General features: G+C 56.4%; 20 protein-coding genes and 1 pseudogene. 12 read left to right on the plus strand and 9 right to left on the minus strand.

The genetic code is table 11. The features are described from left to right. Window positions 1-189 precede the first annotated feature (189 nt). Window positions 190-984 carry an ATP-binding protein gene (locus JZI28_RS12495; RefSeq protein WP_375697803.1) on the minus strand — a complete coding sequence of 265 codons (795 nt, stop codon included), beginning with the start codon at window positions 982-984 and terminating at the stop codon, window positions 190-192. A 375-nt stretch (window positions 985-1,359) separates the two neighbouring features. Here JZI28_RS12495 and JZI28_RS12500 point away from each other — a divergent pair, with 375 nt between their 5' ends. Further along, a complete protein-coding gene (locus JZI28_RS12500) occupies window positions 1,360-1,806 on the plus strand; it encodes a response regulator (RefSeq protein WP_375697804.1) in 447 nt (148 codons plus the stop codon). A 122-nt stretch (window positions 1,807-1,928) separates the two neighbouring features. On the opposite strand, the gene JZI28_RS12505 is transcribed toward JZI28_RS12500, so the two are convergent. Continuing rightward, complete coding sequence (locus tag JZI28_RS12505) at window positions 1,929-2,894, minus strand: sodium-dependent bicarbonate transport family permease (protein ID WP_375697805.1); 966 nt, start codon at window positions 2,892-2,894, stop codon at window positions 1,929-1,931. 97 nt (window positions 2,895-2,991) lie between these two features. Here JZI28_RS12505 and JZI28_RS12510 point away from each other — a divergent pair, with 97 nt between their 5' ends. Continuing rightward, window positions 2,992-3,903, plus strand: coding sequence for a LysR substrate-binding domain-containing protein (locus JZI28_RS12510; protein WP_375697806.1), 912 nt, complete (start codon window positions 2,992-2,994; stop codon window positions 3,901-3,903). Between the two features lie 578 nt (window positions 3,904-4,481). On the opposite strand, the pseudogene JZI28_RS12515 reads toward JZI28_RS12510, so the two are convergent. Next, window positions 4,482-5,030, minus strand: a pseudogene (locus tag JZI28_RS12515) (integrase core domain-containing protein); the annotation flags it as partial. Between the two features lie 78 nt (window positions 5,031-5,108). Between JZI28_RS12515 and JZI28_RS12520 the strand changes: the two are divergent. The 5 genes from JZI28_RS12520 to JZI28_RS12540 all read left to right on the plus strand — a co-directional run bounded on the left by JZI28_RS12520 (window position 5,109) and on the right by JZI28_RS12540 (window position 9,409). After that, window positions 5,109-6,271, plus strand: a protein-coding gene (locus JZI28_RS12520) for an IS3 family transposase (protein ID WP_375697807.1) whose coding sequence is annotated in 2 segments (ribosomal slippage) — window positions 5,109-5,379 and window positions 5,379-6,271 — 1,164 coding nt in all. Because the reading frame shifts where the segments join, the coding sequence is not laid out codon by codon here. 626 nt (window positions 6,272-6,897) lie between these two features. Beyond that, entirely contained in the window at window positions 6,898-7,344 is a 447-nt protein-coding gene (locus JZI28_RS12525) for a DUF2852 domain-containing protein (RefSeq protein WP_375697808.1), read from the plus strand. 89 nt (window positions 7,345-7,433) lie between these two features. Continuing rightward, entirely contained in the window at window positions 7,434-7,865 is a 432-nt protein-coding gene (locus JZI28_RS12530) for an RDD family protein (protein ID WP_295454372.1), read from the plus strand. Between the two features lie 315 nt (window positions 7,866-8,180). Further along, on the plus strand, window positions 8,181-9,005 hold the full coding sequence (locus tag JZI28_RS12535; RefSeq protein ID WP_295454373.1) for an arginyltransferase: 825 nt from the start codon (window positions 8,181-8,183) through the stop codon (window positions 9,003-9,005). After that, window positions 9,002-9,409 (plus strand): VOC family protein, encoded by a 408-nt coding sequence (locus JZI28_RS12540; RefSeq protein WP_297339621.1) that lies wholly within the window; start codon window positions 9,002-9,004, stop codon window positions 9,407-9,409. Before JZI28_RS12535 ends, JZI28_RS12540 begins: the two co-directional genes overlap by 4 nt. 24 nt (window positions 9,410-9,433) lie before the next feature. Here JZI28_RS12540 and JZI28_RS12545 read toward each other — a convergent pair whose 3' ends face one another. From JZI28_RS12545 to JZI28_RS12560, 4 genes are all read right to left on the minus strand, one after another. After that, window positions 9,434-9,997 (minus strand): hypothetical protein, encoded by a 564-nt coding sequence (locus JZI28_RS12545; RefSeq protein ID WP_375697809.1) that lies wholly within the window; start codon window positions 9,995-9,997, stop codon window positions 9,434-9,436. A gap of 178 nt (window positions 9,998-10,175) precedes the next feature. Continuing rightward, window positions 10,176-12,530 carry a TRAP transporter large permease subunit gene (locus JZI28_RS12550; RefSeq protein ID WP_349387958.1) on the minus strand — a complete coding sequence of 785 codons (2,355 nt, stop codon included), beginning with the start codon at window positions 12,528-12,530 and terminating at the stop codon, window positions 10,176-10,178. Between the two features lie 17 nt (window positions 12,531-12,547). Beyond that, complete coding sequence (locus tag JZI28_RS12555; RefSeq protein ID WP_295454380.1) at window positions 12,548-13,474, minus strand: TRAP transporter small permease subunit; 927 nt, start codon at window positions 13,472-13,474, stop codon at window positions 12,548-12,550. A gap of 153 nt (window positions 13,475-13,627) precedes the next feature. Next, window positions 13,628-14,710, minus strand: a complete 1,083-nt coding sequence (locus JZI28_RS12560) for a TRAP transporter substrate-binding protein (protein WP_295454382.1) — start codon at window positions 14,708-14,710, stop codon at window positions 13,628-13,630. 249 nt (window positions 14,711-14,959) lie between these two features. Here JZI28_RS12560 and JZI28_RS12565 point away from each other — a divergent pair, with 249 nt between their 5' ends. From JZI28_RS12565 to ilvN, 4 genes are all read left to right on the plus strand, one after another. Continuing rightward, window positions 14,960-16,402, plus strand: a complete 1,443-nt coding sequence (locus JZI28_RS12565) for a cache domain-containing protein (protein WP_375697810.1) — start codon at window positions 14,960-14,962, stop codon at window positions 16,400-16,402. 53 nt (window positions 16,403-16,455) lie between these two features. Beyond that, complete coding sequence (locus JZI28_RS12570) at window positions 16,456-17,100, plus strand: response regulator transcription factor (protein ID WP_295454386.1); 645 nt, start codon at window positions 16,456-16,458, stop codon at window positions 17,098-17,100. Window positions 17,101-17,546: 446 nt separating this feature from the next. Then, complete coding sequence (locus JZI28_RS12575) at window positions 17,547-19,298, plus strand: acetolactate synthase 3 large subunit (protein WP_375697811.1); 1,752 nt, start codon at window positions 17,547-17,549, stop codon at window positions 19,296-19,298. A 77-nt stretch (window positions 19,299-19,375) separates the two neighbouring features. After that, window positions 19,376-19,936 carry an acetolactate synthase small subunit gene (gene ilvN / locus JZI28_RS12580; protein ID WP_295454390.1) on the plus strand — a complete coding sequence of 187 codons (561 nt, stop codon included), beginning with the start codon at window positions 19,376-19,378 and terminating at the stop codon, window positions 19,934-19,936. A 202-nt stretch (window positions 19,937-20,138) separates the two neighbouring features. On the opposite strand, the gene JZI28_RS12585 is transcribed toward ilvN, so the two are convergent. Then, window positions 20,139-20,648, minus strand: a complete 510-nt coding sequence (locus JZI28_RS12585; protein ID WP_375697812.1) for a hypothetical protein — start codon at window positions 20,646-20,648, stop codon at window positions 20,139-20,141. Window positions 20,649-20,849: 201 nt separating this feature from the next. On the opposite strand from JZI28_RS12585, the gene JZI28_RS12590 reads away from it, so the two are divergent. Next, window positions 20,850-21,680 (plus strand): helix-turn-helix domain-containing protein, encoded by an 831-nt coding sequence (locus tag JZI28_RS12590; protein WP_375697813.1) that lies wholly within the window; start codon window positions 20,850-20,852, stop codon window positions 21,678-21,680. A 48-nt stretch (window positions 21,681-21,728) separates the two neighbouring features. Here JZI28_RS12590 and JZI28_RS12595 read toward each other — a convergent pair whose 3' ends face one another. Further along, complete coding sequence (locus JZI28_RS12595) at window positions 21,729-22,493, minus strand: DUF2189 domain-containing protein (RefSeq protein WP_375697814.1); 765 nt, start codon at window positions 22,491-22,493, stop codon at window positions 21,729-21,731. Between the last annotated feature and the right edge of the window lie 29 nt (window positions 22,494-22,522).

Consider the following 22,522-nt stretch of genomic DNA (forward strand, 5'->3'; position numbering starts at 1 on the left):
GAAATGAAGTGAAGTAGAGTGACCACCGATCACCCCAAAGGGGGGCCGACAAGACATCGGCCCCCCTTTGGCGTGGCAGGTTTAACGAACTTTGCTGCTGCCCGCGTCACATCTTGTTGAAATATAACCACTACAGCTGAACAAACGCGTCTTGTCAGAGACCCGATCTCACAAACTGATGGTGCAGGATTAATGGGCCCTGACCCTAGACGGTGATTGCATCTGTGTTTCATCTGATAAAGGCAGGGCCAAACACAAGGACGCGCCCTGCCTGTCTCTTGAAGGTCGGGCAACCCATGCGCGCCCGCCGCAGTGCAGGGCGATCTTGTCCAGGATGGCCAATCCCATGCCAACACCTTTGTCTTCGCTGGCGGCATGCAGCGAGACCATAGGTTTGAAAACTTCTGTCCAATGGCGTTCGGGGATTCCGGGGCCATTGTCCCTGACTTTCAACACCCAGAAATCCCCAAGTCCGGTCTCTGGGCTGTCCTGTTCAATAGACCCGGTTATGGCAATTCTTGTGTCAGGGGACCCATGTATCAACGCATTGCTGATCAGCACGTCGACAGCCATCTCCAGATCAGGCATGGAAATCTGCACCGCGCCTTCTTGCAGCTTGCTGCGCAGCCGCGCTGTGTCAGGCAATGTGCGGCGCGTCAGAACCTTTCTGACTGCCTGCCCACCATCCATCACCTCCGCTGGACTGCGACCTACGCGGGAATGCAACAGCAATCCATCGATCATTTTGTTAAGCCGCTGCGTATGATTTTGCATCAAATGCAGGCAATCTTGGACTGAATCGGGTAACTCCAGCCCGGCTTCCTCCAAGTCTTCCTGTATCCAAGTGGGCAAATCCGACAGCGCCCGCGTTGACCCGCGCAAATCATGTGACAGACGGTAGATGATCTCATCCGCTGTCTGCTGTTGCGAACCAGGCTGCAGCAGACCCGCTTCTGCGTCATTCCGTGCCCCTTCTGGCGTCATCGCAACAGGCCTCCTGGTATGTTTCTGGCGACCGACGTAGCGCTGGTCGGCTTAGGCGTTTTAGCCGCTAAACATAGGGTGCCGCCCCACCGATAAAAATGCGTTAACACCCCTTCATTTTGCGATAAATTATTGAAAACTTTATAGTTCAAACTCTACAGCCATACATTCAAAATCCTGCAATTAACAGACAGGCAACCTTTCATGTCTAATGTATTAAGGAAGCAAAGGGGCAGTTCCGGCAAACAGCCCATGGCTAAAAATGATACGGGTGGCTGATTTGAAGCATGGGGCAAATGGTAACATCGGTGGGACACTCACCCGGTCCTTGGGGCCAAAGGCAGGCATGCTGCTGCTCGGCAAGGCTCATGCGCAATGAAACAGCCGCAAGAGATAACACTGCTCATCGTTGACGACGATGACATCGGCGTCGCTTCGGTACAGCGGGCTATGCGCAAACTTGGTATGAGCAACCCTGTGCGCGTCGGCCGGAACGGGCTGGAAGCGCTGGAGCAATTGCAGGTGTTGAACGATACCCCAGGCCGCAATCCCTGCCTTGTTCTGTTGGATTTGAACATGCCCCGGATGAACGGCCTGGAATTTCTTGCTGAACTGCGCAGCAGGCCGGAATTGGCGCATACCATCGTTTTTGTCCTGACGACCTCCGAGGACCCGACTGATGTTGCCAACTCCAACCGCTACAACGTGGCCGGATATGTTGTGAAAAAGAATGCCTATCAAAGCGTCTTGGCGACCGTGGAAATGCTACAGCACTATCTGCGCATTGCTTGTCCTGGTGTGATTGCACCATCCGCAATATAGGGACTGGCCCTGGCCTCTCTTTGGTTTGGTCTGTCTTTCAATGGGAGTGAACCAAGGACCATTCTGCGTGCTTTATGCATCCTGCGACAACACGTGGCGGAGCCGCAGGCCCCGCCAGGGTCTTAGACCAGCCCCGCAAGCCAGCGGTACAGGGGAAGCCCGACTGTGATGTTAAACGGAAAGGTCACCCCCAAAGACAGCGTCAGGTAAATGCCTGCCTCGGCCTGCGGCAGCGCGATCTTCATTGCTGCTGGCACCGCGATATAAGAGGCCGAAGCGGCAAGAACCATCAACAGAAACAGGCTGCCAGTCTGCAAACCGATCATCGCGCCCATGCCCCAGGCCAGCACCGCGCCGAGGATTGGCATCATGATGCCAAAGGCAAACAGCCCTGTGCTTAGCAGGTGCCGGTTGCGCAACAGGCTGCGGCCAGCAGACAGGCCCATGTCCAGCAGGAACAGGCAGAGTATGCCGGTGAAGGGTGTGACGACAAAGGGCGCGATCATCTCCATGCCCCTGTCCTGCGTCAGCACGCCAATCACAAACGCACCAGTCAAAAGCACGATGGAGCCATTGGCAAAAAGCTCTCGCATGGGCATGTGTTCCGCCACCCCCTCCCGTCCAAAGCGATGGGCAATCCACAACGCCGAGAGGATCGCAGGGACCTCCATCGTTGCGGCCACAGCAACCATGTAGCCATCCGAAGCAATGTCAGTCAGCTCCAGCAGGCTGGAGGCCGCGACGAAGGTAACGATAGAGATTGAGCCATAGTGACCCGCCACAGCGGCTGCATTCAGCGCATTCAACCGAGTCATGCCGCGCAGCAGGGCGTAGGCAATAAAGGGGATCAAGAAGGACAGCACCAACCCAGCACCCAGTGCCGTGAAGACCTCTGGGCTCAGGCCGTTTTCTGCCAGGCTGTGCCCCCCTTTGAAGCCAATTGCCAAGAGAAGATAGAGCGACATAAATTTGGCCGCACCTTCGGGGATCGAAAGGTCGCTGCGCACGACCGCAGCCAAAAGACCAAGGACAAAGAACAATATCGTCGGCACCATCAGGTTGCCCACAAGGCTGTCAAAAATCTGCATGATTTGTATCTCCGCAACAGGTTTACCGCCTGTTGCCCGAATTCATCTGATAGTTTAAATACAATCTAACGACATAAAATATAGTCTGAGATTATGGATGCGACCAACACTGCGCCAAATGGAGTATATCGTCACGATCCATCAGCTGGGCAGTTTTGGCCTTGCTGCGGAAACGCTGCACGTCAGTCAACCCAGCCTTTCGAACCAGGTGGCTGCAGTAGAAACCGACCTTGGCTTGCGGCTTTTTGACCGAGGGCGCGCCGGTGCACGCACGACCGCCCGGGGGCTGGAATTTGTCACCCGCGCCCGTCGCATCCTGTCCGAGGTCGAAGCTCTGCGCGGCAGTATGCTGTCGGACCTGCCGTTTGGCGGCAGACTACGGTTGGGCGTGCTACCGTCAATTGGGCCATATCTTTTGCCGCAAGCGATGAAGGCTTTGCACGCAGCCGAGCCCAACCTGCGCGTCATTGTACGCGAGGAAAACACACTAAGCCTCGATGAGGGCATAAGAAACGGGCGTTTCGACGCGATTATCTCGACACCCGAAGATCACCCCAACACCTTTCAGCATCACCTGTTTGTCGAACCGCTCTGGGTTGCGGTGGCGCAGGACCATCCGCTGGCAGGGCGCAGCCAGGTCGTAGCGGCAGACCTCGCAGGGCAGCGGCTACTGACGCTCGATACCGGCCACAGGCTGGCGCGTATTGTCTATGGCATCGCCGGCGCAAGCGGCGCCATGGTGTCCAACGATTACGAGGGCACAAGTCTCGACTCGATTGTGCTGATGGCCGCGACGGGAGCAGGCATTGGCATCCTCCCTGACCTTTTTACCCGACGACAAGGGATCCACCGCAACGAAGTCCGGGTCATGCCGCTGACCATACCCGGTGCGGATCGAACCATCAGCATCCTGGTTCCAAACGATAATCCAGAGCATTTTTCCGGCGCACTTGCGACGATCCTCCGCCGTGCCGCCGAAGCGCTCGAATTAGAAGTAAACGCAGCGTAAAGAGCGCGGCAGAGGCAGGGAAAGCTGCCGCAGCTATCTGGCGCCCCCCCCCCGCATCAGTCGGTGTTAGGAGACACTTCATGTTGCAGTAACCGGAAGAGGCCGGATGATCTCGGAAGAATCCGAACAGGCCCTTGTTAAACAAGAATTTTAGTTAGCTTTAAGGACGTATGAAGCCCTAAGGCGTTTTGTCTTTCAAACTCAGCTAGAATGGCTCTTAAAGGCCCATGCGTCGACTTTGAGACACTTCTCATTGCAAACTTTTTCGGATGCCCTCCATATTCGCTTGCTGTCAAGACTGCGCATGGTAAGTAAATCGACACCTTAGATTGTATAGAACCGAAAGTGAAAGCGAGAAAGTAGTGGCCGGAAACCTCGTAGACTTGGACGAGTTGATACTGAAATGCCGGAATGACAGCTCCAAAGAGTTCATACGAGAGTCTGTAGTAAGCTACCGCGCCGGCGCTTACCGCTCTTCTATAGTCTCTTGTTGGGTTGCCGTTTGCTATGACCTTATTGAAAAACTCCGAGAACTTGCTTTGGCTGGTGACAAGCAGGCAGAAGAGAAAGTCGAAGAGCTAGGTGTCACATCCCGGACGGTAGTATGGCAGTTTGTTGAACAGTTCTGGTTTGAGTTTGTGCCAGTGCTTCATCGCTTGCAAGGGCGTCTTGCTGCCCAAGGCTGATTGCGGAAGCTGTTGGTTGTAGAGCCAAACATAGCGGTGCAGCGTGGTCTCCAATTCTTCGCCTGATCGGAAGTGGTGGCTTTGCAGCACGTCTTCGATGCGACCGTTGAAGCGCTCGACCATGCCGTTTGTTTGGGGCGATCTTGGCGGCGTCAGACGGTGTTCGATATCCAGTTCGGCGCAGAGCTTGTCAAAATCATGTTTTCCGCTTTGTTCGCGCTTGCGCAGGCCAAAGAGACGGTCGGAGAACTCCTTTCCATTGTCTGTGAGTATGGTTCGGATGCGAAGTGGGCAAGCCCGCTCTAGATCACGCAAAAAGCGGCGCGCGTTGGCCGCTGTCTTGCTGCTGTAGATACGGATAAAAACCCAGCGTGTAGCCCGATCAATGGCAACAAACAGATACCGGCGGGAAGTTTGATCAGCCATCTGTGACAGGTACTGGGCTACCCCCCGAAATTCGGACACTGACGTAAGCTGCTATTTGTTGTCTGCTGATCTTCAACACGAAGGAGATCAGGAATGTCGAAACGGAAGCAACATCATCCAGAATTCAAAGCCAAGGAGGCGTTGGAGGCGTTGGAGGCGTTGAAAGGCGAAGAGACGGTCAGCGATTTGGCCATTCGGTTTGGCGTGCACCCAACGATGATCCATCAGTGGAAGCGCGCATTACTTGAAGGCGCATCGGGCGTATTTGAGCGTGGCGGACGGAAGGCACCGGAAGTCGATGAGGAGCAGGTCAAAGACCTGCACGCCAAGATTGGGGAGTTGGCCGTCGCCAACGATTTTTTGGCCAGAAAGCTCAAACCTTGGACCGGCAAGTGAGGCGCAAGATGATTGAGCCGAACCTAAAAGGTCTGTCAGTCAGCAAGCAATGTTCGCTGCTGTCGATCTCGCGGTCCTCGTTCTACTATGAGCCGAAGGGCGAAAGTGAGATGAACCTCGATCTGATGCGCCTGATCGACAAGCAGTTCCTGGAAACGCCGTTTTACGGCGTGCGTCAGATGACATGGCACCTACGCAATGACGACCACCTCGTCAATAAGAAGCGGATCAGACGCCTGATGCGGCTGATGGGCCTCATGCCGATCTATCAGAAGCCCAACACCAGCAAGGCAGCGAAGGGTCACAAGATTTACCCTTATCTGTTGCGCGGCTTGCGCGTGGATCGGCCCAACCAAGTTTGGTGCGCCGACATCACCTACCTGCCGATGCGGCGTGGGTTTTTATATTTGGTCGCCATCATGGACTGGCACACGCGCAAGGTGCTGGCGTGGCGTATCTCAAACACGCTGGAAGCCGAGTTCTGTGTTGATGCCTTGAATGAAGCGATCCACAAGTTCGGCCCACCCGAGATCATGAATACGGATCAGGGCAGCCAGTTCACGTCATTTGCTTGGACCGACCGCCTGCGTCGATCCGGCATCCGCATCTCAATGGACGGCAAAGGCCGGTTCCTCGACAATATCTTTGTCGAACGACTGTGGCGGTCGCTGAAATACGAATGCGTTTATCTGCACGCATGGGAGACCGGATCAGAGGCCAAAGCTGGCGTCAGAAAGTGGATCGCGTTCTACAACCACAAGCGCCCTCATTCCGCCCTTGGCGGCAAACCACCCGCTGTGATCTATTGGCAGAGAAACGAAACAACCAACCCCGATCAGCAGATGCAAAGAGTAGCTTAAATCACGCCAGATCCTGTCCAAGGATTGGGGAGTAGCTCACAGTAGAGGCCAGGGAAGCTTTGAAAAGTTTCAACGGGCGCTGTTCTGCATGCGGACGGTTGAACCAATTCAAGACGCTCTTAGGGTGGGCCGACCCTGTCAGCCCGACGGCCGGTGGGACGCAAATCAACCTTACGTCCGAGCCGCCTTCGGCCGACCAATCAGGAAAATAATTTGCTGCAACGGGAAGTGTCCCGTACTGCAACGCGAAGTGTCCCGCTACACCCGCCACAGTCGGTGGCCAAGATGCCGAAAGTAGTCCGGCAATCGCTTTGAAACGCGCAGTGCTTCGCTGCCATAAGCGCCAGGGACACTCAGCAGGCGTACAGTATCATCCACGGTGTCAACGTGTCCGACCGCGCGGCGCAGGGCCAGGGGCGCGCTAAGATCTGTCCCCTGACGCCGTCGCTTTAGGCGCCCGTATCGTTTTAGGCCCCATATCGGTGGCGCGAAACAAAATGTAAATAAGATTCACATACGGGCTTGAAGCAGGGCGCAGTCACTCCAATATGAAGTAATGTGAACACGATTTACATCGAACAAACGCAGTTACCCAGTCGCAAGACTGCAACCCCTGGAGACGAATTATGACAGCAATGACCTCCCCCCCCCCTGCCCACAGTCAACAGGGATGGTTTACCCGTAGCGAAGCCTGGCTGGACCAAAAGGGCAAAGGTGCCTGGATCGCCGCAATGGTTCTTGGCTTTGTCTTTTTCTGGCCCATCGGCCTCGCCCTTCTCTTTTACATGATCTGGAGCAAACGTATGTTCAACAAATCCTGCCGCAGCCACAGCCGTAAACCCTGGGCCAGCCATGGTATGTCGGCAATGAAACCCTCCGGGAACTCTGCCTTTGATGCCTACAAAGAAGACACTCTGCGCCGGCTTGAGCAGGAACAGAACGATTTTGAAGGCTTTATGCAGCGTCTGCGCGATGCCAAGGACAAGGCCGAGTTCGACCAATTCATGGATGAACGCAGCACAATGCCTGCGGAAGATTCCAGCGACGAGGACCGCGCTGAAAAGTCCCACTAACCTCTGTTCAAGACCGCGCCGCCCCCTTAGCCTAGGCTTAGGCCGGGGGCGGCGCCCTCTATGTCATCCACATTCAAAAAGGCATCCCCATGACCTCCCTGCCCGACCCCGATTATCAGGCCGAATTCTACGCGCTCACCGCCCCAAAACGTCTCGTGGCATGGGTTGTCGATAGTATTCTGATCATCGTGTTGAGCCTTGTAATAGTGCTTTTGACGGCTTTTGTTGGCCTCCTCATTTGGCCGCTGCTCTATTTGGTGATCGGTTTTATCTACCGAACCGTTACCCTCACAAACAGCTCTGCCACTCTGGGTATGCGTTTTGCCGGGATTGAACTGCGCGACCTGTCCGGGCGCCGTTTGAACGGGCAGCAGGCCATGCTGCACACACTTGGCTTTACCTTTTCTGTCGCAGTTCCCGTGTTGCAGGTGATTTCGATCATCATGATGCTGACCACCTCCAGAGGACAGGGGCTAAGCGACGCTCTGTTGGGGACTGTCATGCTCAACCGGCGCGCTTAAGCCTGTGCTGGCCAAGCGGGGAAACCGTGCTTGCTCTGCTGCGGCCAGATAGCCCCCTACCCATTTCGCCAGTGCACCAGAGCGGCAGGTATGAAGCGCCGCTTGGACCTTCTTTGCACCAGGCAACATACATCTAAGGGGCTTCAATCCAGACAACGCACATCTGGCGCGCGCTGTGCAGCATCTTTTGCAGCGCGACCGCTTGTCTCGCGATTTTAACCAGTTTCCATTGGCCGCTTGGAGTCTGGCTTTGCCATTGCTATCTTGTGGTTGTTTCATATGATCAAGAAATCCTGTTTGTTAGTCTAGCCTCAGATGCGTCACACACTTCCCATTGCTCCTCAGTTCTATGTCACGGCCCCCCAGCCCTGCCCCTATCTGGAAAACCGGATGGAGCGGAAGCTGTTCACCTCGCTACAGGGTGAAGGTGCCGATCAGCTGAACAATAGCCTGTCGCATCAAGGGTTTCGCCGGTCTCAAAACGTGCTCTATCGCCCTTCATGCTCGGATTGTTCTGCCTGCATGTCGGCCCGCATTGATGTCAGCGCCTTTGTAAAGACCCGCAGCCAGAAACGCATCCTCAAGCGCAATGCCTCCTTGTTGCGCCGCGCCACCTCTCCCTGGGCGACAGAAGATCAATACACCCTGTTCCGACGCTACCTTGACAGCCGCCATTCTGACGGTGGCATGGCGGATATGGATGTCTTTGAATATGCCGCAATGATCGAGGAAACCCCGATCCGAAGCCGGGTTATCGAATACACCGAACCCCAGTTCAGCGGCCTTGTTGCGGTCTCGCTGACCGATGTGCTGGAAGACGGGTTGAGCATGGTTTATTCCTTCTACGACCCGGACCAGCCGCAAAACTCCATCGGCACCTATATGATCCTGGATCATATCGCCATCGCACTGGAGACCGGACTTCCCTATGTCTATCTTGGCTACTGGGTGCCCGGCAGCAGCAAGATGAGCTACAAAGAAAAGTTTTCCGGCCTTGAAGTCTATCATCAGGGGGCTTGGAAACCGATGCGCGATCCGGCAGAATTTGCCGAAAGCAGCCATCCATTGTCCACAGATCCCATCGCCGAACAGGTGGCTAATATCCACTTGCCCGAGCAGCCAGTTCATCGCCGCAGATGAGCAAGCCCAGCCCAGTTCAGGCACTGCATGCGGTTGCTTTGCTGGTACCGGACTATGATGCCGCAATCGCCTATTACTGTGATCTTCTGGGCTGGCAGCTGGTCGAGGACATCGACCAGGGCCACAAACGCTGGGTGCGCATCCTGCCCCCAGGTGCCACCCAGGGCAGCCTGATCCTGGCGCGGGCAACAGGGCCTGTCCAAGATGCCGCCATTGGCAACCAGTTTGGCGGCCGCGTCGGGCTATTCCTGACAACAGATGATTTTGCCCGTGACCATGCCCGGATGCTTGCCCTTGGTGTCCTGTTTGAAGAAGCGCCACGTCAGGAGCCCTATGGCACAGTGGCCGTCTGGCAAGATCCCTTTGGCAATCGCTGGGACTTGCTAGAATTCACAACAGATTAGCGCAAAAGGCCAGCCAGGTCGCGCCTAGCCGGGGATCTCGTTGCGCTGCAGGTAGTCATGCACCGCGCGGCTGCGCTGAGTGATTTTTTTCAGAAGTGTGGCGTGGTCCAGCCGCAGGGCCAGTTTTTCTTCCATATTTGCCCGTTTATTGATGAACTCCTCAAAAACATCCCCGGCATCCATCAGCCGATGGGCGCTGCGGTCATAGACCTCCCGGTATTGGCTCCATTGGGCTGCAGAGACCTCGCCTTTGGCCATCAGCTCTTCTGCGGCTTCCAGGATTTGCTCCAATGCTGCAAGCGTTCTTTCGATCCCCGCTTCAGGGCGACACTCGATTGCAGTCAGGTTCTCCAGCTCACGAAACAGTGCAGCCTGGATTGTCTCGATACTGTCGGGGGAAAACTCATCCAGATAGGCGTCAATCTTGCGCATATGCGCCTGATCAGAGAGTTTATTGTCGCGCAATGCATGCAGATAATACTCTACCGCGGAGAGCTTGGTATTTAAGCCCTGAATCTGTTTTTGCGCTTGGGTATGGGCCGCGTCATACCGCTTTTTGGCCAACCGCCATTCTCGCACTAAGGACATGGAATACCACTCCTTTTATTTGCCCCAGCCCCCACCAGAACACAGGCCCCAGACTAATGCCTATCCTGACTTTGTAAAGCCACCTGTCAGATCGGCCCGTTGCGCCCCCCTGCGCAATCGCAAAAGGGGCCCCAAACCGGAGCCCCTTTGCAATCGTCTAGTTCCAGGATCGTCCTGATCAGTTGGGGATCAGCGCCGGAATGATGGTCACAATCGAGGGGAAGAACCACAGCAGCGCCAGCCCCGCCACCTGGATCAATACGAAGGGCAGAACCCCACGATAGATATGTCCGGTGGTCACCTCTTTTGGTGCGACCCCACGCAGATAGAACAGCGCAAAGCCAAAAGGTGGTGTCAGGAAGGAGGTCTGCAGGTTCACCGCAACCATGATCGTCACCCATTTGGGATCAAAGGAACCGCCATAGATGACCGGACCAACAATCGGGATCACGATGTAGATGATCTCGAGGAAGTCGAGCACAAAGCCCAGGAAGAACAGCACCAACATCACGATCAGGAAGACCGTCATCTCATTGTCAAAGCTCTTCAGGAACTGCTGGATGTAGTGTTCACCACCAAAGGAAATCACCACTAGATTGAGCAGCTGCGAGCCGATCAGGATGGTAAAGACCATGGAGGTAACCTTGGCTGTTTCCCGCACAATGGGTGTCAGAACAGCGCCTTTGTACAGAACCCAGCAGCCATAAAGCAGGCCAAACAGAGCAAACAGATAGGCACCATAGGCAACACCAAAGGCGATCCAGCTTTCGACGCTGACATCAGACTGGTTGATCCGCAGATCAAAGTTCACCCCGATCAGGATCGCAATCATCACGGCAAAGGTGGCCCAGATGATGATCTTGCCCGACTTGCCTTGGTCCTGCAGCTTGCGGTAGGCCGCCAGCATGATTGCACCACCGGCGCCAAGCGCCGCAGCGGGCGTTGGGTTGGTAATACCACCAAGGATCGACCCAAGCACGGCAACAATCAGAACCAGCGGTGGGAAAACCACCCGGATCAGATCATTGCGCGCACAGCGGGCGGCAGCTTCGCGCGCACCATACAGCGCCAACAGCGCAGGCAGAGCCAACAACAGAACCGTGACACCGGGCGTTGTCGTAGGTGCAATCAACAGAACATCGACGAGCAAAACCAGCAACAGGCCAATGGCCCCCAGGATCAGCGGCTTGGTGTCCCGCGACGGAGCAACCCCACGACCAATGGCCAGAACCAGCCCCAGCATGATCACCAGGATGGTGACGCCTGTGCCAATCGGAGCAGCTGCCGCGATCTTGTCGACCCCTGCCTGAGCAAACTCTTCCTCAGTCAGCTTGGTTGCCTGTGCAACGCCGCCAGCCGCATCAATCGCGGTCTGTTCCGCAACTGCGGCATCCCAGGCCTCTTGACCGTGCAGGTCAATCATTGCCGCTTGGCACTGAGGTCCGACATTGGTCCGCAAAGAGGCGGTTTGACCTGCGTCAGAAAATGCCGAGACAGTAATGTTCTGCGAACCGATCACCCCAAAGGAGCCCAACAGCATGGCACCGCCAATGATGGCAGCAGGTGCGCCAAGGAACCACAGCAGCGCTTCGTTGCGCGTCACCGGCTCATTGGTGCTGGCCTCCAGCGCAACAGCTGGCGCTTTTTCCGGGTTCAGCATCGCATAGCCAAAGGCATAAAGCGCATAAAGCAGCGCCAGCATGATCCCCGGCAGCAAAGCCGCCTGGAACAATGTGCCCACAGAGACAACCGCCGGCTCGCCCAGATAGGTCAAAGCGTCGGAACAACCCGCCTCCATCGCCCGGCTTTCCTGCGCAGTGGAATACAGATCCCCCGCCAGGGTCCCCAGAAGAACGATCACGATGGACGGTGGAATGATTTGCCCCAGGGTACCAGAGGCCGCGATCACACCAGTTGCCAGTTCAGGCGAGTAGTTGTTGCGCAACATGGTGGGAAGGGCCAGCAGGCCCATGGTCACCACGGTGGCACCAACAATCCCGGTGGAGGCCGCCAGGAAGGCACCAACCACAACGATAGACACCGCAAGACCACCCGGCAGCGGGCCAAAGACCCGCGCCATTGTTGTCAGCAGGTCATTCGCAATTTTGGACCGTTCCAGGGTGATCCCCATCAGAACGAACATCAAAACTGCCAGCAGGGTTTCAATCGACGCCCCGGCCAGAACCCGCTCGTTCATCCGGTTCACAATGAACGAGACATTGCGATCCATCGCATATTCCCATCCCTGTACAAACACAGGCTCGGCAATGCGCGGCAGTTCCGGATATCGGAAGATTGAAATTGCATCAGGTTTCACCCCGCTATCCACAAGGCTGCGATAGACCTCGGAAGAGGTATCAATGGCCTGGTGGATCAGCAGTCCGGCACTGTCCAGTGCCGCGATGATCCCAAAGGAGATGATACCGGCACCACCGATGGCAAAAGCCACCGGGAAACCGGAGAGGATGCCTCCAAAAAGGCATAGAAATACGATGAGCAGGCCGAGTTCGACGCCATCAAGACCGAATAGCATATCAGCTGTCCCTTAGGTTAATGAGCGCCTTCATAGGCTTCTTCGCCCTCTCCAAGGGTATCCTTGTCGAGGTATTTATTTTCACTGCCCTGGCCTTCGATGAACTCCAGCATGGAGCGGTAGAAGAAGGCGATGGCATGCATAAAGACGATACCGGCAAAGGTCACCAGCAAGATCTTGAAGAGGAAATAACCGTTAAAGCCATTGGGACTGAACCCGATGGTTTCGACGTTCCAGCGCAGCGCGCGGGCTTTCATCACCAGGCGCTCCAGACTGTCGGATGCCGACGGCTTTGGCACGATGAGGTGGCGCCACAGGAAATACCAGCCATACATCCAGGTCAGCACGGCGGCCGGCATCATGAAGATCAGCGATCCCACCATGTCGATCACACGTTTGGTGCGGAAGCTGACACCGGAATAGACAAGATCAACCCGCACATGGCCGCCCTGCACAAATGTGTAGCTCACACAGAGGCAGACCACCAAGGCGTTGTAGAGCTTGAGCTCTTCAGCAAACCAGCTGATGTCTTTTTCCAAAGCAATCCCAAGACCAAAACTCATGTCGGGGCGGGCAAAGATCCGCTGCATGAACACAATGACAATTTGCTGGATCACCATGATCAGACCAGCCCAGGCAAAAAAGCGCCCGATGCCATTGGCAAAACCTTCAAGGCCACGCACCATGCCCCACATGACCTGGCGGCGGTAAAGGCCAACAGCCGTCAGCATCAGGAACACAGTAAAGACTACAAAAAAGAACTCCACCGAGCCGCCATAATAGACAAAGCGCATGATCGAAGTCTTGTCAGACCAATCAAGCCACAGCTGCGGATGGGTTACGGCGTAGCCGAAATTGTAAAAGGCGCCAGCGATGTTCTGAACCAGCCAGATCAGACCGTTGAACAGGGCGCCGAAAAAGGAAATGCCTGTATCGTCCTGCATTGTTCCCTCGGATGATTGCATGCTGCGGCATCAAGCGACAGTTCCGCCCAGAATGCGTGATACGCGGGCGACCACTGCCTTCTGGCCTGCGGCAAAAATGAAAAAGGGATCCCCCGCACCTGGCGGGAGATCCAAAAGAGGCTTCGGGTTGGGTTAACCCAGAACGCGGTCGCGCTGTGCGGTGTAAACACCGGACGACAGGTTCTGCCAGCCAGAAGAAGACTTCATCGACTTCATGGCGCTGTCGTAGATCTTTTTGTACAGATCATCACCCAGGTTTTCTTCATGCACTTCTTTCGAAGCCTGACCAAAGGCATCCCAGACCGAGTCAGGGAATTCCATGACCTTGACGCCGCCAGCCTGCAGGCGCTGCAGAGCTGCACCGTTATTGGCCAGGAACTGTGTCAGGTTCCACTGGTGGCATTCAGCCGAAGCGATTTCGATGATCTTCTGGTGCGCAGGCGACAGGCTTTCAAAGACGTCACGGTTGGTCGCAACCGACAGACCGGCGCCTGGCTCGTGGAAGCCGGCGGTGTAGTAGGTCTTGGTGATTTCCTGGAAACCAGCCTTTTCATCCGCCCAGGGGCCGATCCACTCGGTGCCGTCGATGGCACCAGAGGACAGCGCCTGATACACTTCGGAACCAGGGATGTTCTGAACGGAAGCGCCCAGTTTACCCAAAGCTTTACCGCCGAGGCCAGGCATACGGAACTTCAGACCGTTGAAGTCTTCGGGGCTGTTGATCTCTTTCGAGAACCAGCCACCAGCCTGGGCGCCGGTGTTGCCGCCGAGGAAGGATTTCAGACCAAAGATCTGACCCAGCTCGTCGTGCAGCTCCATGCCGCCATCCTGGTAATACCAGTTGGACAGTTCCTGAGCGGTCATGCCAAAGGGCACAGCAGTAAAGAAGGCATAGCCTGGGTGCTGACCCACAAAGTAGTAGTCGGCGCCGTGGTACATATCGGCCTGACCGGAAGAAACCGCATCAAACACTTCAAACGCGCCAACCAGCTCACCGGCGGCTTTGATGTCGACGGTCAGCTGACCATCGGACATGGCGGTAACATTGTCGGCAACGCGCTGTGCAGCGTCAAACACGCCCGCCAGACCACGGCCCCAGGTGGTAACCATGGTCAGGGTGCGTTTACCCTGTGCATATGCCGGTGCGGCCAAAGTGGTTGCAGCTGCGGCGGTCCCGCCCAGCGCAGAGGTTTTCAAAAAAGAACGACGATCCATTATAGTGCTCCTCCCATAAGTAGTCCCTATGTCCAGCTTGGGCCGGACGGATCTTTTCGAGTGGCGTCAACGTAGCGGTGCTGCGCCCCTTGTGAATACCTAGTACTGCGTAGGTACGCCGAAAAACCCCAAAATCCTGCGTTCAAAGACGGAATTTTTGTGGAACTGCAGCGAATCTCGGCCGTCACGTCCGGAAAATGCGCTTCCAGCCCTTTGATTCGGTTGCGGGATTGCGTAACGATTCGGCACATGGCCTTATTCCGCCCACCTTTTCGACCGAACTACGCACAGAAGCTATCGATTCTGGCGACACTGCCGCTTGTTGTTGCGGTGGCGGCAATTGCCCTGCTGGTCGCGTTTGAATCAAGGAGCTCAGCTGAGCGCGAGATCCAGGCGCTGCAACAGCAATTGCTGGCTGCCAAGAAGGCCGAACTGCGCAACTATGTGACTCAGGCGCGCAATGGGTTTTCCTTTATCTACGGTCGTGCCTCACCTGATGACAACGAGGCCAAGGAACAGGTCGCCCAGATTCTGTCTTCGATGATCTATGGCACGGATGGGTTCTTTTTTGTCTATGACTATGACGGCACCAATCTCGTCAGTCCGCGGCAGACAGAGTTCATCACGCGAAACTGGTCGGGCCTCAAAGACAGCCAAGGCACCCCCGTAGTGGATGAATTCATCCGGCTGGCACGGCAAGGTGCCGGGTGGCACAGCTTTATGTGGCAAAAGCCCTCTACCGGGGAAGAAGCCCGGATGGTTGCCTATGTTGTTGGCCTGCAGGATTGGCAATGGGCTGTGGGCACTGGCGTGTTTATCGACGATGTGCTGGCTTCGGTCGCGGTTGCCCGTGCCGAGGTTGAAGCCCGGGTACAGCGTACCTTTTTGTATATTGGCGTCATCACCTTGGCCGCCCTGATCGTGGTTTTTGCCTCTGGTATGGTTCTCAACATCCGCGAACGTCGCCTGGCCGATGCCAAGCTCAAGGAGCTGACCCAACGGGTCTTTGACGCCCAGGAAGAAGAGCGCGGCCGGGTGGCGCGGGAATTGCACGACGGCATCAGTCAAATCCTGGTCGGGGTACGCTACGCGCTGGACAATGCCAGTCGCCGTCTCAAGCGCGGCGAACTGGATCGCGGATTGCCCCCCCTGGACAAAGGCATCGACGATCTGGCCAACGCAATTACCGAGGTCCGTCGCATCAGCCGTGACCTGCGCCCCCGCGTGCTGGATGACCTGGGGTTGGGCCCCGCACTCAAGGCCTTGACCGATGATTTTTCTACCCGCACCGGCATCCACTCAGAATTCAGCACTGTGGTCTTTCGCAACCGGCTCGACCCGGAGGCCAAGATCGCGCTCTACCGGATTGCCCAAGAGGCCCTAATGAATATCGAGCGCCATTCTGATGCTAGTGAAATGACCATGGATCTGCGCGGCCACGCCAAGGGCGTTACCATGCGTATCACCGATAACGGTCGCGGATTGCCGCTCGATCAGGACCGCACCGGCCCAGGGATTGGCCTGCGCAACATCCAGGAACGGATAGAGCAGCTTGACGGCACCTTACGCATTCTGTCATCACGTGGCACCCAAAGCGGCACCATGATCGAAGCCACCCTCCCCCTTAGCCACCTTCTGGCCCCGGGGGAATCCCTTGGCGCGGATCTGGGGAGCAAGTCGGTTGAAAGCTGACGCCTCTGCTTCAGTACAAGACCGATGCGCCGCTTTCGACCAAAGGGAAAGAGATGAGCACCACAGTTCGCGTTTTAATCGTCGATGATCACCCGATGGTCGCCGAAGGCATCCAATCGATCCTAGAGAGCTATGACGACATTGAGGTGCTCGCCTGCCTCAAGGATGGAGCTGAGGCGGTGGAACAAGCCCCGGCTCTTGCACCGGACGTTATTTTGATGGACCTGAACATGCCCCGGCTTGGCGGTTTAAGCGCCACCGAGATGATTTTGGAGCGCCAGCCAGAAACCCGAATTGTCATCCTGACGATGCATGACAGCCCTGAATATATCTCCACTGCGCTGAGCCATGGCGCGCTGGGGTATATCCTAAAAGATGTGCCCACCGAAGAGATCAAGCAGGCCATTGATACAGTGATGAGCGGTGAACGGTATCTCTGCACAGGCGCCCAGGGCTCGCTCGAACCCAAGGATGGCGAGACGCGCGAAGCGCTCACCGGGCGCGAGCAGACCATCCTGCTGGAACTGGCCCAGGGCAAATCAAACAAGGAAGTCGCCCTGGCACTGGATATCTCGGTGCGCACGGTTGAGACCCACCGCAAAAACATCAAGCGCAAGCTGGGCATTTCCTCAACCGCAGGCCTGACCCGCTATGCACTGGAACATGGCGTCCTGCAGGGCACTGGCCACGAATTCTGAGGCCACGCGCCCGCACAGGTTTTGCCCAGCTCCAGAACCCCATTTCCTTGCCGTCACAGCTGAGGCGCCTCAGGCGCATAGACCCCGGTTCGGCCGCTTTCGGCGGGCAAAACAGCGCTGGGGAATGGAAAAAAGGGAACGAAAGATCACAATTCGCACCCAAACATTCCGATAATTCCCAAAAGCCGACCCCTTGCGCAAGAAAATGTCCGAAATGAGGGGGCTTTCGATCCTTTTGCCTGTTGACGCCCCGCCAAAGCAATCATAATGTCCGCTGCAACGCAGTAAAGGAGAGCCTGGCAATGACCAGCCTAGTCGTAATTGTAGGAACCAAGCGCATGGGCCGGTAACGGTAGACCACAATCAAACCCATGCGCCTCCCCTAGAATTAGCGGAGGCTTTTTTTATGCGTAATGGACGATGCCGCCAATTGGAGCAAAAAGCAGATGACACGTGAAATGACCGGCGCAAAGATGATAGTCGAAGCCCTGAAGGAACAGGGCGTCGACACAGTTTTCGGATACCCAGGTGGCGCCGTACTTCCGATCTATGACGAAATTTTCCTGCAAAATGACATTCGCCACATCCTGGTGCGTCACGAGCAGGGCGCGGTCCATGCCGCCGAAGGCTATGCCCGCTCCACCGGCAAGCCCGGCGTTGTGCTGGTGACCTCTGGCCCCGGCGCCACCAATGCGGTGACCGGCCTGACCGATGCGTTGCTGGATTCCATTCCGCTGGTGGTTCTCACCGGCCAGGTTCCCACCTTTATGATCGGCTCGGATGCCTTTCAGGAGGCCGACACTGTTGGCATCACCCGCCCCTGCACCAAGCACAACTGGCTGGTGAAAGACACCGACAAGCTGGCCGCAACCCTGCACGAAGGCTTTCATGTCGCCACCTCGGGTCGCCCCGGCCCCGTTCTGATCGACATCCCCAAAGATGTGCAGTTTGCAACCGGCACCTATGAGCCCGCCAAGCCAAGCGCTTCGCGCTATCAGCCCATCGTCAAAGGCGACATGGAAGAAATCACCGAACTGGTCGCCGCGATTGAAGCTGCTGAACGCCCCGTTTTCTATACCGGCGGTGGCGTGATCAACTCCGGCCCTGCCGCCTGCCAGCTGCTGCGCGAACTGGTGGATGGCACCGGTATTCCAATCACCTCGACCCTGATGGGATTGGGGGCCTATCCGGCCTCAGGCGAGAACTGGTTGGGCATGCTGGGGATGCATGGGCTTTATGAAGCCAATTTGGCGATGCATGGCTGCGATCTGATGATCAATATCGGCGCCCGTTTTGACGACCGGATCACCGGCCGTATCGATGCCTTCAGCCCGAATTCCAAAAAGGCCCACATCGATATCGACCCCTCTTCGATCAACAAGGTGATCCGCATCGACATCCCAATTGTCGGTGACGTGGGCCATGTTCTGGAGGATCTGCTCAAGGTTTGGAAGGCGCGCGGCCGCAAGGTGAACCGCGAAGCCATTGCCAAATGGCAAAAACAGATCAGCGAATGGCGCGGGGTCAATTGCTTGGCCTATACCGGGTCGCAAAAGACCATCAAGCCACAGTATGCCCTGGAACGGCTCGAAGCTCTGACCAAGGACCATGACCGCTATATCACCACCGAGGTTGGCCAGCATCAGATGTGGGCGGCGCAATACCTCAACTTTGAAGACCCCAACCGCTGGATGACCTCCGGCGGGCTTGGCACCATGGGCTACGGATTCCCCGCCTCTATCGGGGTGCAGATGGCGCACCCGGACGCGCTGGTGATCAACGTCGCCGGTGAAGCCTCGTGGTTGATGAACATGCAGGAGATGGGCACCGCTGCCCAGTATCGCCTGCCGGTGAAACAGTTCATCCTCAACAACGAACGTCTGGGCATGGTGCGCCAGTGGCAGGAGCTGCTGCATGGCGAACGGTACAGCCATTCCTGGTCTGAATCGCTGCCTGATTTTGTAAAACTGGCTGAGGCCTTTGGCGCCAAGGGCATCTTGTGCTCTGACCCCGCTGATCTGGACGACGCCATCATGGAAATGATCAACCACGACGGGCCAGTGATCTTTGACTGTCTGGTGGAAAAGCACGAGAACTGCTTCCCGATGATCCCATCAGGCAAGGCCCATAACGAGATGCTGATGGGCGAAGCCGACACCCAGGGTGTGATCCAGTCCGGTGGCGCGGTTTTGGTCTAACCTTAGCCCCGCTACAGAATTTGCAGGGCGGTTGCGCCCTGCCCCGTACTTTGGCCCGAATTCAGAAAGGGACATAAATGTCTGCCCTACATATCAAAAAAGGCTCCACCCGCCATTCTGCCTATAACCTACGCCCCACATTTTCGGATGTTCAGGAAAAACACACTCTGGCGGTTCTGGTCGAAAACGAACCCGGCGTTCTGGCCCGTGTCATCGGCCTGTTTGCCGGTCGTGGCTATAACATCGAAAGCCTCACCGTCGCCGAAGTGGATCACACCGGGCATCTGTCCCGCATCACTGTGGTGACCACCGGCACCCCCCAGGTGATCGAGCAGATCAAGGCTCAGCTTGGCCGTATCGTATCGGTCTATGAGGTCCATGATCTAACCGTTGAGGGCGCATCGGTCGAACGCGAGCTGGCCATTTTCAAAGTGGCCGGCGAAGGTGACAAGCGGGTCGAAGCCCTGCGCCTGGCCGATATTTTCCGGGCCAATGTGGTCGACAGCACCTTGAACAGCTTCATCTTTGAAATCACCGGAGCACCGGAGAAGATTGACGCCTTTGCCGATCTGATGCGGCCTTTGGGTTTGACAGAAGTTGCGCGAACCGGCGTTGCAGCGCTGCTGCGCGGCGCCTGACAGCACGAACAGGAAAACGAGATGTAACAAAGGCCGGTCCACTGACCGGCCTTTTTGTGTTCTAGACTTACGGTCTCTCCTTGGCCGTTCTCTCCTGGCCGTCCCTCCTTGCTGACGGAGATCCAACACCATCAGAAGCTAGGCACCAGAACTGAGGCCACACCTAAAGCCAAGGCCCGGTTGCCGTCACCGCAGACAAGGCTCAGGCGCGGCGCAACCGACCAGCTGCATCTAATGGAAAGGCAATGATGTTCTGCGCCTCATCGTCATCGGCCAAAGGCGAAACGCGGCTGTGGGATTGCTCCGCCTCTTCCGGTCTCACCCCAGCCGTGCTTGGCCGCTCCAACCGAACGGGAGAGCCTGGCTTTTCTGCGAACGCGACGCATGTTGCAGCGGTGGCTGTGACAGGTATGTCGCATGACGCCCCCTGCTGCGCCACCAGCTTAAGCGATGAGCCCGCACATGCCTTTTTGCTGGCAACAGCAAGATCCTCTGCCAGACCAGGACAGCCAGGTTCCTGAAGAACCTGAATATCCAACGCCACACGCAGATCATTTTCCAACGTCAACTCGAACGACACCCAGTCACCAGAACGGAATGCAAAATTATCAAAGGTACCCACATGGGTGTAGAACGCCAAATCCCCCTGATCTTCGCACCAAATAACTGCTTTTCCAGCTGTCGCGTCACTCCAAAGAACAATTCCAATCATAACGGTCCTCGCATTCTGGACAGATCAAGTTTGGTTCAAAAGGCTCTGTTTCAACATCGTCAAAAATGCATCGACCCATTGCATTTTGTGTCTGCACCCCTAAGACTCTGACACAACTTAGAGACGGCATGACACGGATTAGCGTCCATATCCTCGAAATTCGTGACTTTTCCGCCCAGAAAACAGGATACGCAGGCTGCTATGTCAGACTCACTGGACCTCACAGGTCAAACAGACGCTGCTTCGACACGGTCGCCGGCACAGCTGCGCAATATGTTTGGCACCAATCTGCGTCACCTCGCGCAGCACTATCCTTCGGTTTCAGAACTGGCACGGCGGCTTGGGATCAACAGAACCCAGTTCAACCGCTACATGTCCGGCGAGAGCTTTCCACGGCCGGACATTCTTGACCGGATATGTACTTTTTTCGAAGTGGACGCCCGCATTTTGTTGGAACCGGTTGAGACAATCGGGCATCAGGGGAACATCCTTAACGGCCCGTTTCTCGCCGATTTTCTTGGCCACGGTATCCGCCAGGTCAACGAGGCAATGTTCCCGACAGGGTTCTATAGGTTCACCCGACGCAGTTTTGTCAACAGCGACAAGTTTGTCATCGGGCTGGTCCATGTGTTCCGCTCTGGCAAGGCTGCAACCTTTATCAAAGGCTACGAGGCGCGCGAAGCGATGCGCTACCAAGGCCTGTCCGACGCCCCCAAGCGGCGCGAGTTTCGAGGCATTCTGACCTCCCATGAGGACGGCGTTGCCTTTGTCATCTCACGACGCCACGCTATGACCTATTCGTTCAACTACCTGGCGCGGGTTGGGTCTTTGGAAAACAACTTCTGGCTTGGCTATGTGGCGCGCACCGTGCGCGACGGCAGCGGTGAGCGGGTTACGCGTATGGTCTACGAACATCTGGGGCGGGACATAGGCAGCGCGCTCAAGGTGGCACGCACAGCCGGATTCTCCACCGCCGAAGATCTGCTGCCCTATCACCGCCACCTGCTACGCCCAGATGACCCCTTCAGCTAAGGCCATAGCCCTAGGCGCTCCCCTTTGCCGTTGCCGGGCGCACCTTGGTCAACGGGCAATCTGGCGGTAGATATGCCAGGTGGCATGCCCCAGCAAAGGCAACACCAGGAACAGCCCGGCAAACCCCGGCAAGAGCGCCGCGAAGGTCAAAACCGAAATCGCTCCCGCCCAGAGCATCATCAACAGGAAGTTTCTCTGCACGTAGGTAAAACTGGCGATCATCGCGGTGACAAAATCAACTTCGCGGTCCAGAAGCAGCGGCAGCGAAATCACCGTAATCATATAGAGCAGCAACGCAAAAAGCGCCCCAACCAGGCTGCCGACGCCCAGCATCAGCGCCCCGTTCAGCGACAAAAACACCTCCAGCGAGCTGGAAATATTGGTCATCGTCGAAAGCCCCAGAAACAGCGCAAAGATCATATGGCCCAAAAAGAACCAGAACAGAAACACCACAATAATAATGGCGCAGATCGAGGGCAGCTGGCGTCGGCTTTGAAGCAGAATGACGCCCAGAATACCCCCGGCATCCATAGGCTCCCCCTGTTCCAGACGATGCGAAACCTCATAGAGCCCAACCGCGGCAAAGGGGCCGATCAATGGAAAGCCAATGGCGGCAAGCACCAGCCAGAATGTGGTTCCCGTTTGCAGGGTAATCCAGATCATCGCCCAGCCAGCCAGCACATAGACCCCGGAAAAAAACAGCCCGTATCCGGGTTTTTTGCAAAAATCCTTCCAACCACATTTTAGCGCCTGCGCCAAAATCTCGACCCGCATTGGCTGCAGGTCCGGCACTCCAAAAGCTTTCTCACTCACTCAATTCTCCTCCCCAGAAAAATGTCTCG

It is taken from the genome of Pseudophaeobacter sp. TrK17, assembly GCF_042192375.1.
In the GTDB taxonomy this organism is placed as follows: domain Bacteria; phylum Pseudomonadota; class Alphaproteobacteria; order Rhodobacterales; family Rhodobacteraceae; genus Pseudophaeobacter.